The 12,962-nt window shown below is 72.1% G+C and carries 12 protein-coding genes; 5 read left to right on the forward strand and 7 right to left on the reverse strand.

Annotation, left to right across the window (positions count from 1 at the left end):
• The first annotated feature begins 39 nt into the window (after window positions 1-39).
• The 5 genes from J0I43_RS05630 to J0I43_RS05650 all read left to right on the forward strand — a co-directional run bounded on the left by J0I43_RS05630 (window position 40) and on the right by J0I43_RS05650 (window position 5,525).
• The gene (locus J0I43_RS05630; RefSeq protein WP_292860310.1) at window positions 40-690 is read left to right on the forward strand and encodes a TetR/AcrR family transcriptional regulator; all 651 of its coding nucleotides are present in this window, start codon (window positions 40-42) and stop codon (window positions 688-690) included.
• Complete coding sequence (locus tag J0I43_RS05635; RefSeq protein WP_292860313.1) at window positions 690-1,439, forward strand: hypothetical protein; 750 nt, start codon at window positions 690-692, stop codon at window positions 1,437-1,439. Before J0I43_RS05630 ends, J0I43_RS05635 begins: the two co-directional genes overlap by 1 nt.
• Window positions 1,436-3,247 (forward strand): YhgE/Pip family protein, encoded by a 1,812-nt coding sequence (locus tag J0I43_RS05640; RefSeq protein ID WP_292860316.1) that lies wholly within the window; start codon window positions 1,436-1,438, stop codon window positions 3,245-3,247. The genes J0I43_RS05635 and J0I43_RS05640 overlap by 4 nt, the downstream gene beginning before the upstream one ends.
• A 236-nt stretch (window positions 3,248-3,483) precedes the next feature.
• Window positions 3,484-4,083 carry an SRPBCC family protein gene (locus J0I43_RS05645; RefSeq protein ID WP_292860319.1) on the forward strand — a complete coding sequence of 200 codons (600 nt, stop codon included), beginning with the start codon at window positions 3,484-3,486 and terminating at the stop codon, window positions 4,081-4,083.
• The gene (locus tag J0I43_RS05650) at window positions 4,080-5,525 is read left to right on the forward strand and encodes an NAD(P)/FAD-dependent oxidoreductase (RefSeq protein WP_292860321.1); all 1,446 of its coding nucleotides are present in this window, start codon (window positions 4,080-4,082) and stop codon (window positions 5,523-5,525) included. Before J0I43_RS05645 ends, J0I43_RS05650 begins: the two co-directional genes overlap by 4 nt.
• 37 nt (window positions 5,526-5,562) lie before the next feature.
• On the opposite strand, the gene mnhG is transcribed toward J0I43_RS05650, so the two are convergent.
• From mnhG to J0I43_RS05685, 7 genes are read right to left on the reverse strand one after another with little or no spacing between them, the layout of a single operon-like run.
• A complete protein-coding gene (gene mnhG, locus J0I43_RS05655; protein WP_292860324.1) occupies window positions 5,563-5,919 on the reverse strand; it encodes a monovalent cation/H(+) antiporter subunit G in 357 nt (118 codons plus the stop codon).
• On the reverse strand, window positions 5,916-6,185 hold the full coding sequence (locus J0I43_RS05660) for a monovalent cation/H+ antiporter complex subunit F (protein WP_292860607.1): 270 nt from the start codon (window positions 6,183-6,185) through the stop codon (window positions 5,916-5,918). Before J0I43_RS05660 ends, mnhG begins: the two co-directional genes overlap by 4 nt.
• Window positions 6,182-6,766 (reverse strand): Na+/H+ antiporter subunit E, encoded by a 585-nt coding sequence (locus J0I43_RS05665; RefSeq protein ID WP_292860327.1) that lies wholly within the window; start codon window positions 6,764-6,766, stop codon window positions 6,182-6,184. The genes J0I43_RS05660 and J0I43_RS05665 overlap by 4 nt, the downstream gene beginning before the upstream one ends.
• Window positions 6,763-8,328, reverse strand: coding sequence for a Na+/H+ antiporter subunit D (locus J0I43_RS05670; protein WP_292860330.1), 1,566 nt, complete (start codon window positions 8,326-8,328; stop codon window positions 6,763-6,765). The genes J0I43_RS05665 and J0I43_RS05670 overlap by 4 nt, the downstream gene beginning before the upstream one ends.
• Complete coding sequence (locus J0I43_RS05675) at window positions 8,325-8,891, reverse strand: Na(+)/H(+) antiporter subunit C (protein ID WP_292860333.1); 567 nt, start codon at window positions 8,889-8,891, stop codon at window positions 8,325-8,327. Before J0I43_RS05675 ends, J0I43_RS05670 begins: the two co-directional genes overlap by 4 nt.
• The gene (locus tag J0I43_RS05680; protein ID WP_292860336.1) at window positions 8,888-11,842 is read right to left on the reverse strand and encodes a Na+/H+ antiporter subunit A; all 2,955 of its coding nucleotides are present in this window, start codon (window positions 11,840-11,842) and stop codon (window positions 8,888-8,890) included. Before J0I43_RS05680 ends, J0I43_RS05675 begins: the two co-directional genes overlap by 4 nt.
• Window positions 11,843-11,881: 39 nt before the next feature.
• Window positions 11,882-12,931 carry a LacI family DNA-binding transcriptional regulator gene (locus J0I43_RS05685; RefSeq protein ID WP_292860339.1) on the reverse strand — a complete coding sequence of 350 codons (1,050 nt, stop codon included), beginning with the start codon at window positions 12,929-12,931 and terminating at the stop codon, window positions 11,882-11,884.
• Window positions 12,932-12,962 lie beyond the last annotated feature (31 nt).

Below are 12,962 nucleotides of genomic sequence, written 5' to 3' on the forward strand. Positions count from 1 at the left end.
AACTTGCACACACGTGTGCAAGTTCCGTACACTGAAGCGGTGACCACCACCGCTTCGCTCCGTCGCCCCCGGAAGGATGCCGCCGCCAACCGCGCCGGCATCCTCCGCGCCGCCGCGACCACGCTCGCCACCGATCCCTCGGCGTCGATCGACCAGATCGCGCGCGCCGCCGGGCTCAGCCGGCGCGCCCTGTACGGGCACTTCGACGACCGCCACGCCCTGCTCGCCGAACTCATCAGCGCCGGATCGCAGCGCTTCAACGCGATCGCGGCCTCCGTCGACGAGCCCGACGCCCGCCTCGCCCTCGCACGCCTCACCGCGACTCTCTGGACGGAGGCCGCGCACGTGCAGGTCGCCGCGGCGCTCGCCCTCTCCGAGGCGCACGTCGAGGAGACCGCGGCGGCCCTCGCGCCGCTCCGCCGCACGGTCGCCGCGATCGTGCGCAGCGGGCAGGAGGCAGGGACCCTCCGCACCGACATCGCCGCGCCGACGCTCGCGCGCCTCATCGAAGAGGCCGCGCGTCTCGCGGTCAGCCGGATCGACGCCGCCTCACCCGCCGCGACCGATCTGGCCGTCCGCACCGTGCTGAGCATCGCGGGCCTCTCCTGGCGCGAGGCCGAGGACCTGCTCGCCGCGCACTCCGACGTCATCGGTGACATCGCCCGCGATGCGGCGCGGAGCGCCCGCTGATGCGCGTCGAGCTCGACGGCGTCGCCAAGGGCCGGCGGGATGCCGCGCTCCCGCCGACATCCCTCACCTACTCCTCCGGCCGGGCGACCCTGGCCACCGCCGAGACCGAGCAGCGCCCCACCGTGCTCGGTCTCATCGCGTCGGGCCGAATGGCCCCCGACGCCGGAGCGGTGTCGATCGACGGCGCGGCCGGCCGCCGCGCGGTCTCCGACCTCCGCCGCCGCGTCGCGCTCGTCGACGCGCCCGACGTGAGCGACCCCGCTCCCAATGTGACGGTGGCGGGTGTCGTGGGCGAGGAGCTCATGTTCGCGGGGCTCCCCGCCGACCCCATCTCCGCCCGCCGCTGGCTGCATGAGCACGGGCTGCGCGGGCTCTCCCGCCTGCCCATCGGCGACCTCGCGCCGCGCGAGCGCATCCGGATCCTCCTCGAGCTCGCCGCCGTCCGCCCGCGCGTGGACGGTCTCGTCCTCGTCGCCCCGGATCGTCATGGCGGCGACCCGTCCGCGTGGTGGAGCCTCGCCGAGGAGTTCGCCGCGCGCGGCCTCGCCGTGCTCGTGATCGCGGGCGAGGCATCCCGTGCCGCGCTCACCGCCGCGCAGGAGACGAGCACGGCGACGGGTGGCGACCGCGGGAGTCGCTCCCGCCTGCGGCCGAGCCGCGTGCGGCCGAGCCGCCGGCGGACGAACCTTGCCGGCGCCGACCTCGCCCACTCCGACCTCGCCCACCCCGACCGGGAGGGAGCCCGATGAAGATCCCCGCCATGATCGCCGCCGAGCTGCGTCGCCTCACGGCGACCCGCATGTCGGTGATCGCCCTCCTCGCGCTCATGCTCGTGCCCGTCCTGTACGGAGGCGTCTACCTCTGGGCGAACCAGGACCCGTACGGCAACTTCTCCGAGGTGCCCGTCGGCCTCGTCAACCTCGACGAGGGCACGGGAGCGGGTGCGGACGCCACCGTCTACGGCGACCGCGTGACCGATCAGCTGGTCGACAGTGGGGCCTTCGACTGGAAGACGCTCACACCCGACGAGGCGGCGACGGCGTTGGCGAACGGCGACATCGACTTCGTCGTGACGCTGCCCGCCGACTTCTCGGCCGCCCTGTCGTCGGCCGCGGGCGACACTCCGCACCAGGCCACGATCGGCCTGCAGACCAATGACGCCAACAACTACCTGGCATCCACGATCGGCACGCAGGCCGTCGAGAAGATCCGGCGTTCGGTCGCCGAACTCGTCGGTCAGGAGGCCGCCTCGCGCCTGCTCACGGCTCTCAGCGACATCCGCGGCAAGCTGGCCGAGGCGACGGACGGCGCGACGACGCTCGCCGACGGCGCCGGTCGGCTCGCCGACGGCAGCGCACAGCTGCAGACGGGGACCGCCGCCCTCGCGCAGGGCGCGGGCACGCTCTCGTCGGGCGCGGCGCAGGTCGCGGACGGGGCGGCGCAGGTCGCCGACGGCACCGCGACGCTCGACGGATACGCCGATCGCGCCGGCGCGGCCGGCCAGCAGGTCGTCGACGCACTGCCGCAGGCACGTGACGACATCGCCGCGCTCCTCGCCCAGCAGGGCCTGGACCAGGCGACGATCGACGCCGTGCTCGCGCGGCTCGACCCGGTCGGCGACGCGGCCCGCACCGCGAACGCGCGCCTGCAGGCCGCGGTCGGGCAGGTCGATCAGCTCGCGGCGGGCGCCGCTCAGGTCTCCGCGGGGGCCGCGCAGGTCTCGAGCGGGGCGAGCGCGCTGACGGACGGAGCCAACCAGGCGGCATCCGGTGCCGCCTCCCTCGCGGCGGGCGCCGCACAGGTGAAGGACGGCTCGGCGCAGCTGCGCGACGGCCTCGCTCAGGGTGTCGCGGCGATCCCCGACACGGACGCCGCGACGCGCGACGCGCAGGCGAAGACCATCTCCGACCCAGTCGCCGTCGACTCGAGCGCGCTGACCTCCGCCGGCGACTATGGCGCGGGGCTCGCCCCGTTCTTTGCGGCCCTCGCCGGCTGGATCGGCATCTACGCGCTCTTCCTCATCGTGAAGCCGATCTCGCGGCGGGCGGTGACCGCGCTGCGCTCACCCATCCGCGTGACGATCGCGGGGTGGCTGACCCCCGCCTTGCTCGGCGCCGTCGGGATGGTGGCGCTCTTCGGCGTGCTCTCGCTCGCCCTCGGGTTCGCGTTCGCGAACCCGCTCGGGACCCTCGGCATCCTCATGTTCGCGTCGTTCACGTATGCGGCGATCATCCTCGCGCTGAACGTCTGGCTCGGATCGGTGGGCCAGTTCGTGGGGCTCATCCTCATGGTGCTCCAGCTCGTCACGGCGGGCGGCACGTTCCCGTGGCAGACGCTGCCGGCGCCGCTCGCGTGGCTGCACCACGTGCTGCCCATGGGTTACGTCGTGGATGCCATGCGTCAGCTCATGTACGGCGGCGATCTCGCGCGCGTGGGCGCCGACGTCGCGGTCCTCCTCACGTGGCTCGTGGGCGCGCTCGCGCTCGCGGCGATCGGCGTCACGCGGATGACGCACCGCCGGACGCTGCGCGACCTCCAGCCGAGCCTGATCGGGTAGTCCCGGCGTCCGGTCGGCGCGGCGCGGTCGCGCCCAGCCCCGTCGCGCGGCCCGGTCGCGCCCGAGAGGGCCGTTCGTTGCCGAGAGGGCCCCCTGTTCGCCGTGAACAGGGGGTCCTCTCGTGAAGAGGGGGCTGAATCGCGCGCGAGCGAGCGCGGTGCGACGGAGTCAACCCCCCGACGCGGACGCGGGCCTCGCCTACGATCGAAAGGGACCCCCGGTGAAGGAGGCCCCCGATGGCGACCGCCAGCGTCCGCGCGTTCGACTGCTCTCCCGACGACGTCTTCGCCGTCCTCGGTGACGGATGGCTCTACCCGGCGTGGGTCGTCGGGGCCTCGCGAATGCGCGCCGTCGATCCCGCGTGGCCCGCGGAAGGCGCTCATCTGTACCACTCGCTGGGCGCGTGGCCCGTGCTCTTCGACGACGACACCCAGGTCGTCGAGTGGGATCCGCCGCGGCGGGTGCGGCTGCGGGCGAAGGCCGGTCCGCTCGGTCGAGCGGTCGTCGTGATCGAGGTCAAGCCTCGCGGAGACGGTTGCGTCGTGCGCATGGGCGAAGAACCCGTCGCAGGTATCGCGCGGCGTCTGCCCCGATTCGCGTGGGCTCCCGTGCTCCACCTGCGCAACGAAGAGACCCTGCGACGCCTGAGGTTCCTGGCCGAAGGGCGTCGGCACGAGCGCGATGCGGGCGACGCCACGGCGCGACCGACGGTCCCGCGCCCGGCGCCGGGCCGTCCCGAACCGCATGCCGCCGCGGAGGTCGCGCAGGCGACGGATGCCGCGGCCGCCGCACGGGGTGACGACCAGAGCCACGACGACCGGGACGCTCCCGCATGACCGACGTCGAGGTCGTCGGCTCGGGTCCGAACGGGCTCGCCGCCGCCGTGACACTCGCCCGCGCGGGGCTGCGCGTCCGCGTCTACGAGCGGATGGCGCACGCCGGCGGAGGCGCGTCCACCACCGAGTCGGTGGCGCCCGGGTTCTGGCACGACACCTGCTCGGCGGTGCACCCGCTCGCGGTCGCATCTCCGTTCTTCCGTGCGTTCGGGCTGACCCGCCGGGTGGAGTTCGCGACGCCCGAGATCTCGTTCGCCCACCCCCTGCACGCGCGACCGGGCGGCTCCGGCATCGCGTACCGGGACCTCGAGCGCACCGTCGACGGTCTCGGGCGGGACGGTGCGGCCTACCGCCGCCTGATCGCGCCGCTCGCCGCGCACGCCCTCGAGGTGGCCCGGTTCACCGGTTCGGCGCTGCTGCGCGTCCCACCGCATCCGATCGTCACGGCCCGTTTCGGCGCGCGCGCTCTCACGCAGGGCAGCCCGCTCTGGAACGCCGGCTTCTCGGGCGAGGTCGCACCGGCGATGATCACGGGCGTCGCCGCGCACGCGATCGTGCGACAGCCGAGCCCCGTCGCCGCGGCGGCCGGGCTCGCGCTGCAGACGCACGCGCACGCGGGCGGCTGGCCGATCCCGCTCGGCGGATCGCAGGCGATCGCCGACGCCCTCGCCGACGACCTGCGCGCGCACGGCGGCGAGATCGTCACCGACCACGAGGTCGCCTCCCTCGACGAGCTGACGGCCCGCGCGGTCATCCTCGACGTCACTCCACGGGCGCTCATCCGCCTCGCCGGCGCGCGGATGCCCGCCGCCTACCGGCGACGGCTCGAGCGGTTCCGCTACGGCAGCGGCGCCGCGAAGGTGCAGTTCGCGCTGTCGGGTCCCGTCCCGTGGGCGGACGAGCAGCTGCGGGATGCCGGGACGATCCACCTCGGCGGCAGCCGCGCCCGGATCTCCGCGGCGGAGCGGGACGTCCTCGCCGGACGGCACGCGGCATCCCCCTACGTGCTCGTCTCGCAGCCCTCGCGCTTCGACGCGAGCCGCGCGCCCGGGGAGGCGCAGGCGCTCTGGACGTACACGCACGTCCCGACCGGCTCGACCGTCGATCAGACCGAGACGGTGACCCGCGTCATCGAGGAGTACGCGCCGGGCTTCCGCGACGTCGTGATCGCCGCGCGCGGCACGACCGCCGCGCAGCTCGCCGTCGACAACCCGAACTACATCGGCGGCGACATCGGGGCGGGTGCGGCGACTTTCGGGCAGCTCCTCGCCCGGCCCGTCCTGAGCCTCGACCCGTGGCGCACCCCGATGCCCGGCGTGTACCTGTGCGGGGCGTCGACGGTGCCGGGACCCGGCGTGCACGGCCAGTCGGGCTGGTTCGCCGCGCGCAGCGCGCTCCAGCACGAGTTCGGCGTGCGCCGCACGCCCTCACTCGCCCCCTGACCCTCGCCTCCACACGTCGACGGAAGGAGGGCGGGGATCAGCCGCCCGCGGCGGGCGGCGTGCGGCGCGACTCGGCGAGCTCGTCGACGTAGAGCGAACGCTCGTCGATCGTCCCGTTGCGATAGGCCTGGCGCCCGACCATGTGCGCCGACAGCGGCGCCGTCGCGAGCTGGATGATCACGACCGGAACGAGGAACGCGACCACCGGCCATGCCCGCAGGGCGAGCGCGACCGCGATGCAGATGAGGATGAACCCGAGCACCTGGGGCTTCGTCGCCGCGTGCAGACGGGTGGGCACGTCGTGGAAGCGCAGCAGACCGATGGATGCCGTGAGGCACAGCAGCGCCCCGATCAGCACGAGGACGAGGGCGACGACGTCCAGGATCTCGTTCATCGGTGGGTGTTGTCCCTTCTCGCGACGAAGCGCGCGATCGCGATCGATCCGAACACGCCGACCGCGGCGATGACGAGGAGCGCGGGGAGGCTCCGGGTGTGGTGATTGATCACCATGTCCGCGCCGAGGGTGCACATGATGAGGGTGAGGAGAACGTCGGACGCGACCGCGCGGTCGAGGATCGACGGGCCGAAGACGATCCGCCACAGGGTCAGCAGACCCGCGATCCCCAGCACTGCGTAGATCAGGACGACGAGGACGCTCACCACCCCGCACCTCCTTCTCGCGGAGACAGGGCGCCATGCGCGCGGATCGCCTCGAGCTGCGCCCGCGAGCCGACGGCGCGGACGATCCGCGCCTCCCAGCCCTGCACGGCGCGACGCTGGTGATCGACATCCCGTTCGGAGGAGACGCCGATGACGTGCAGGTACAGGATGCGCCGATCGCGGTCCACGTCGATGATGAGCGATCCCGGGATGAGCGACGCGGTGACGCCCACGTGCGCCATGATCAGGTCGTCGTCGGTACGCAGCGGCACCGCGATGACGGCCGTTCCGGGGTAGCGCAGCGGATTGAGCGTCTGCCACGCGACGAGCAGCGAGCCGCGCACGAGCGCCAGGCAGAACATGACCACGAAGACCGCGCCGTACCAGAGGTTCACCCGCCCGGACAGCTCGACCGGCGGCAGCCGGAAGACGCGCGTCACGAAGACCGCGACGACGAACCCCGTGAGCGCCGCGAGCACCGTGAACTGGCCCCACAGCAGCATCCACAGGGCGATGAGCCACACGAAGAACGGCAGCTGACGCCAGATGGATGCCGCGACCGCCTTCATCGTCGGGCTCATCGGCCGGCCTCCTGCTCGAGCTGGACCAGGGTCACGGGCGTGAGGAGCGCGTCGCCGATGCTCGTGCACAGCTGGTAAAGCGGGCCGGCGAACACCGTGAGGGCGACCGTGACGGCGACCATCCCGGCGGTCGTCGCCGTCATGATGCGCGGGATGACGCGGCGCGCGCTCTGGTCGTCGGCGGCGGGAGCGGAGCCGAGGTATTCGATGCGCTCGACGACGCCCGTCTCCTCGGTGTGGTCGACGTCCTCGCGCCAGAAGGCGAGGTTCCACGCGCGCATGAGCGTGTACAGGGTCAGCAGCGACGTGATGATGCCGCCGACGATGAGGACGTACATGAGCGGAGTGCCGACCTGAGCGGCGGCGTCGAAGAGTGCGAACTTGCCGATGAAGCCCGAGAACGGGGGCAGACCGCCGAGGTTGATCGCGGGGATGAAGTACAGCACGGCGATCACCGGCGCCGCCTTCATGAGCCCCTTCACCTTGAGGATCGAAGTCGAGCCCGCGCGACGCTCGACGAGCCCCACCGCGAGGAACAGGGTGGTCTGCACGATGATGTGGTGGACCATGTAGTAGATCGTGGCGCCGAGCGCGAAAGGCGTCGCGATCGCGAGGCCGAACACCAGATAGCCGACGTGGCTGACGAGCGTGAACGACAGGATGCGCTTGAGCTCCGCCTGCGCGAGCGCGCCGAGGACGCCCACGATCATCGTCGCGAGGGCGACGACCAGCAGCAGGGTGTTGACGTCGTTGTCGCGGAAGATCTGCGTCTCGGTGCGGATCATCGCGTAGACGCCGACCTTCGTCAGCAGGCCAGCGAAGACCGCGGTCACGGGTGCGGGCGCGGTCGGGTACGAGTCGGGCAGCCAGAACGACAGCGGGAAGACGGCCGCCTTGATGCTGAAGGCGAGCAGCAGCATGAGGTGGAGGACGAGCTGCGTGGCATCCGGCAGCTCGCCCATCCGCTCCGCGAGCTGAGCGATGTTCACGGTTCCGAGCGCACCGTAGATGGCGGCGATCGCGGCGAGGAAGAGGATCGACGAGACGAGCGAGACGACGATGTAGACGACGCCGGTGCGGATGCGCGACTCCGTCGACCCGAGGGTGATCAGCACGTAGGAGGCGACGAGCAGGATCTCGAACCCGACGTAGAGATTGAACAGGTCGCCCGCGATGAACGCGTTGAAGATGCCGGCCGCGAGGATGAGGTACGAGGGGTGGAAGATCGTGACCGGGGTGTCATCGTCGCCGTCGGCCGCGCCCTGCCCGACGGAGAACAGGAGGACGGCGAGCAGGACGATGCTCGAGACGACGACGAGGAGCGCCGCGAGCTGGTCGACGTAGAGGACGATGCCGAAGGGGATCGGCCAGCCGCCGACCGAGACGGCGAGCGCCTGCCCCGAGGAGTCGACGGCGTACAGCAGCACCGACGCGATGACGAGAGTGAGCGTCAGGGTCACGATCGAGACGCCGACCTGCACGCGGCGCCGGCGACCGAAGATCAGCGCGACGCCCGCGCCGAGGAGCGGCAGGGTGACGAGCAGCGGGACGAGCGAGCTCACGACGCGTCACCCCCGTCGCGGGGATGCCGGGACTGCGGGTGGTCGGAGGGGGCGTCGTCGCGGATCTCGTCGAGGTCGCGGTGATGCAGCACGGTGATGGGGGCGGTGTCCGTTCCGATGAAGTCGGTCGTCGCGTCGTCGTCCTCGTCCTCGATGGATGTCTCGTCATCCATCTCGTCCTCCTCCACCGCGCCGCGATCGCGGAGATCGCGCAGCGCGACGTCCTCTTCGTCGTCATGGACGGTGTCGGCCTGGCCGAGCTGCCAGGAGCGGTAGATGAGGGCGAGGAGGAAGGCCGAGACGGCGAAGGTGATGACGATCGCGGTGAGGGTGAGGGCCTGCGGGAGCGGGTCGCTCATGTCCTCGGCATCCACTCCGTTCGCGGAGCCGAAGAACGCGGCGACGCCGGGACGGCCCATCACCACGAGCAGGAACAGGTTCGTCGCGTTGCCGAGGAGGAGGAAGCCGATGAGGACGCGCGTGAGGCTGCGTTCGAGCATCGCGTAGATGCCCGCCGCGTAGAGGATCGCCATGATCACGATGAGGACGCCGGAGACGGTCACGACACCGCCCCCGTTCCCTGGCGGTCGCGCAGCTCCTGCGCCTGGCGATCGACCTCGCCGCCGAGCGAGCGCAGGACGTCGAGCACGAGACCGATCACGACGAGGTAGACGCCGATGTCGAAGAACGTCGACGAGACGAACTCGACGTGCCCCAGGACCGGCAGATCGGCCTCCCACACGGCGCTCGTGAGCGGCGCGGCGCCGAACAGGAGCGGCACGACGGCGCACGCGATCGCGAGGGTCATGCCGGCACCGAGGAGGCGCCCGGCATCCGTCGGGGCCGCCGCTCCCAGCTCGTACCGACCGCCGGCGATATAGCGCATGACGAGCGCCATGCCCGCGACGAGCCCGCCGGCGAACCCGCCGCCGGGGAGGTTGTGACCGGCGAACAGCAGGTAGATCGAGACGACGATGATCGTGTGGAAGAGGACGCGCACGATCACTTCGAGCAGGATCGAGCGATTCTCGGGCTTCACGCGCTGGCCCCCGACGAGCCACGCCTGGCGCGTGCTGCCGGGCTGCGTCGAGCGCGGGCGCGGGCCCTCGTCCGTCTCGACGAGGGGACGGCGGGTGCGCGTGGCTCCGGTCGGCAGCGACGAGATCGCACTCGAGAGCAGGTCGGAGCGGTGCGTCACGAAGACGAGCGACGCGACGCCCGTCGCGGCGAGGATCAGGACGGACAGCTCGCCCATCGTGTCCCACCCGCGAAGGTCCACGAGGGCGACGTTGACGACGTTCTTGCCGTGACCGAGCTCGTAGGCGAGCTCGGGGAACGCCGTCGAGATCGGCTCGGCGACGCGGGAGCCCGTCGCGACGAGGGCGACGAGGGCCATCGTCGCCCCGCCCGCGATCGCGAGCACGGCGCGGGCGACGGGCCACACCGACGCGTTGTGCTCGCCCATGCGCGACGGGATCCGCCGCAGCACGAGCGCGAAGGCGACGAGCGTCACCGTCTCGATGAGGATCTGAGTGAGCGCGAGGTCGGGAGCGCCGCTCGTCGCGAACAGCGCCACCATGCCGAGGCCCGTGACCGATACGAGGACGACGCCTGTGTAGCGCTTCTGCGCACGCACCGCGATGACGCCGGCGAGGATCATGATCGGCGCCACCACGAGCTGCATGGGCGTCTGCCAGGCATCCACGAAGATCTGCCATTCGGCGCCCGAGACGAGGCCGCCGACGAACGCCGTGGTCTGGGCGGCGACGAACACGACGAAGATCGTGCCGACGTAGACCGGCAGCGAGCCGCGCTGTGTGAAGGTCGTCGTCCAGACCGCGATGCGGGCGATGACGCGGAGCGTCGCGTTGTACACGTCGGCGGCGGAGAACGGCAGGATGCGGCGCAAAGGAGCGCGGCGGTAGGTGAGCCAGAACAGCACGGCGCCGACCGCGATCGACCCGAGCGAGAGGAACAGCGCCGGTTCGAGGCCGTGCCAGAGCGCGAGGTGATACGGGTAGGCGCTTTCGCCGCCCGCGGCGGGGAGCGTGTCGGCATAGCCGGAGAACGCGATGTCGAGGAGCGGCGCCGCGAAGCCGCCCACGACCGTCAGAGCGGAGAGGATGATCGGCGCTGCGAGGAACCCGATCGGGGGGTCGGGCCATTCGGTGACCGGGCGGGGCGCTCCGGACTCGTCCTTCTTCGTCCAGAAGGCACCCCAGACGAAACGGATGCCGTAGGCCGTCGTCAGCACGGAGCCGAGGACGATCCCGATGAGCGGGATGAGCGCCTCGGCGTGCGCGCCGCCCTCGAGGAGCGAGGTGAGCGCGGCCTCCTTCGCCACGAAGCCGACCGTGGGCGCGAGCCCGACCATCGACGCGATCGCGATGATCGAGAACGTCGCGAGGGTCGGCGCCTGCCGGCCGACGCCGGAGAGCTCGCCGATGTCGCGCGTCGACAGCTGCCGGTCGATCACGCCGACGACGAGGAACAGCGACGACTTGAACAACGCGTGCCCGATGAGCAGCGCGAGTCCCGCGAGCGCGGAGTTGCGCTCCCCGTAGCCGAGGACGACCGTCAGCATCCCGAGCTGGCTCACGGTGCCGAACGCGAGGATGCGCTTGAGGTCGGATTCGCGGAGCGCTTGCAGGCCGCCGAGGAGCATCGTGAAGATGCCGAGGGTGATGATGATCGGTCGCCACGGCGCCGCGAACGCGAAGGCCGGCGCGCAGCGCGCGATCAGGTAGATGCCGGCCTTGACCATCGCGGCGGCGTGCAGATACGCGCTCACGGGGGTCGGGGCGGCCATCGCGCCGGGCAGCCAGAAGTGGAACGGGAAGATCGCCGACTTGCTGAGCGCCCCGACGAGGAGCAGCACGATCGCCGTGTCGATGAGGGGACCGGTGAGGGTCGACCCGGGGGCCGCGTAGGCGGCGAGGATCGCGGAGAGGCTGTTCGTGCCGGCCTGCACCACGAGGATGACGGCTCCGACGAACATCGCGAGTCCACCGAGGGTCGTCACGAGCAGAGCCTGCAGCGCGGCACGGCGGCTCGCGCCGCGGGCGTGGTAGAAACCGATCAGCAGGTAGGAGAGGATGCTCGTGATCTCCCAGAACATCACGAGCACGATGAGGTCGTCGGTGAGGACGAGCCCGTACATGGCCCCCGCGAAGGCGAGCAACACCGCGCTGAACTGACCGACACCCGCCTTCTTGCCGTCGAAGTACCAGCGGCAGTAGATCATGACGAGCGCACCGACGCCGGTGACGATGAGCGCCATCACCCAGCCGAGGGTGTCCATGCGCATCGACAGCTCGAGGCCGAGCTGCGGAACCCAGGCATAGGACTCGGTCGGGATCTCGCCCGCCAGCACCTGCGGCGTCAGCGCGGCGGCCTGCACGAATCCCGCGAGGGGGACGAGCGCGGCGACCAGGAACGCACGCGACCCGATCCGCCCGACCAGCCATGGCAACGCCAGCGGGAGCACCGCGAACGCAGCCAGGAGCAAGAGCAAACTGGCCTCCTGACGTTCGCGGGGGGTCGGACTCTCAGTCTACCGGGGCGCGGGAGCGGTGGTGTTCCCGGGGCGGAATCGACAGGTCAGCAGCACGGACGCCGCCCGCTCGCCGTCGAGGAGAGCCGCGACGGCGAGGCCCGCCGCGTGTCCCTTGCCCGTGGCATCCTGCACCAGCGTCGTCAGCTCGTACGGAGCGAGGCCGTCCACGGGGACGCCGTCGAAGCCGGTCACGCTGACATCGGCGGGCACGCGCAGCCCCGCCTCCTCGGCGGCGCGGATGACACCGGCGGCGAGCAGGTCGCTCTGCGCGATGACCGCCGTCGGCCGCCGGTCGGGGTCGGCGAACAGCACGCGCCCGGCGGCGAGGCCCTCGTCGATGGAGCTCGCCGCGGTCGCGAGCGCCGGCGCGTCCGGGTAGACGTCGCGTGCGCCCTCGAGGCGCTCTCGGGTCACCTCGACGCCGATCGCGGCGCTCGGACTGATGAAACCGCGGGTGGCGCGCTCGTCCTGCCACAGCGTGACGATCGCGACGTCGGTGTGCCCGAGCGCGCGCAGGTGCTCGGCGGCCTGACGCTGCGCGTCGCGGTTATCCAGCGCGACGCGCGGGACGCCGGGCCCCGCGTCGCCCTCGACGACGACGATCGGGATGCCGCGGGCTGTGACCTCGGGAAGAGTGTCACGCGTCGCGCTGTCGCAGCTGAGGAGCACGGCGGCGTCGACCGGAGCGGTCATCAGCGAGGGTGCGTTGTCGACATCGGAGCCCCGGCGCAGGAGCAGGAGGCCCGCGCCGAGGGGGGCGACCGCCTCGGCGAGCCCGTCCATGAGCAGGCGCTGCACGGGGTCGAGGAAGAGGTCTTTCAGACTCGAGCCGACGACGACGCCGACGATGCCGCTGCGGCCGCGGCGCAGCGACGCCGCACGTGGGTCGGGTCCCGTGTAGCCGAGCTCGGCGGCGGCGGCCTGCACCCGACGACGGGTCACGTCGGAGACGGGCGTCTTGCCGCTGAACACGACGGACGCGGTCGACGGCGAGACGCCCGCCTCGCGGGCGACGTCGGAGATTGTGGCGCGTCGCGTCGTCGTCATCACCTCATGCTAGCCCGCGCCGACGATTCGT

Source organism: Microbacterium sp. (assembly GCF_017305435.1).
GTDB lineage: Bacteria > Actinomycetota > Actinomycetes > Actinomycetales > Microbacteriaceae > Microbacterium.

Bases quoted from the DNA above. Each gene is read 5' to 3' on its own strand.
- J0I43_RS05635 (WP_292860313.1), top strand. From the start codon at position 690: ATGCGCGTCGAGCTCGACGGCGTCGCCAAGGGCCGGCGGGATGCCGCG.
- J0I43_RS05640 (WP_292860316.1), top strand. From the start codon at position 1,436: ATGAAGATCCCCGCCATGATCGCCGCCGAGCTGCGTCGCCTCACGGCG.
- J0I43_RS05645 (WP_292860319.1), top strand. From the start codon at position 3,484: ATGGCGACCGCCAGCGTCCGCGCGTTCGACTGCTCTCCCGACGACGTC.
- J0I43_RS05650 (WP_292860321.1), top strand. From the start codon at position 4,080: ATGACCGACGTCGAGGTCGTCGGCTCGGGTCCGAACGGGCTCGCCGCC.
- mnhG (WP_292860324.1), bottom strand. From the start codon at position 5,919: ATGAACGAGATCCTGGACGTCGTCGCCCTCGTCCTCGTGCTGATCGGG.
- J0I43_RS05665 (WP_292860327.1), bottom strand. From the start codon at position 6,766: ATGAGCCCGACGATGAAGGCGGTCGCGGCATCCATCTGGCGTCAGCTG.
- J0I43_RS05685 (WP_292860339.1), bottom strand. From the start codon at position 12,931: ATGACGACGACGCGACGCGCCACAATCTCCGACGTCGCCCGCGAGGCG.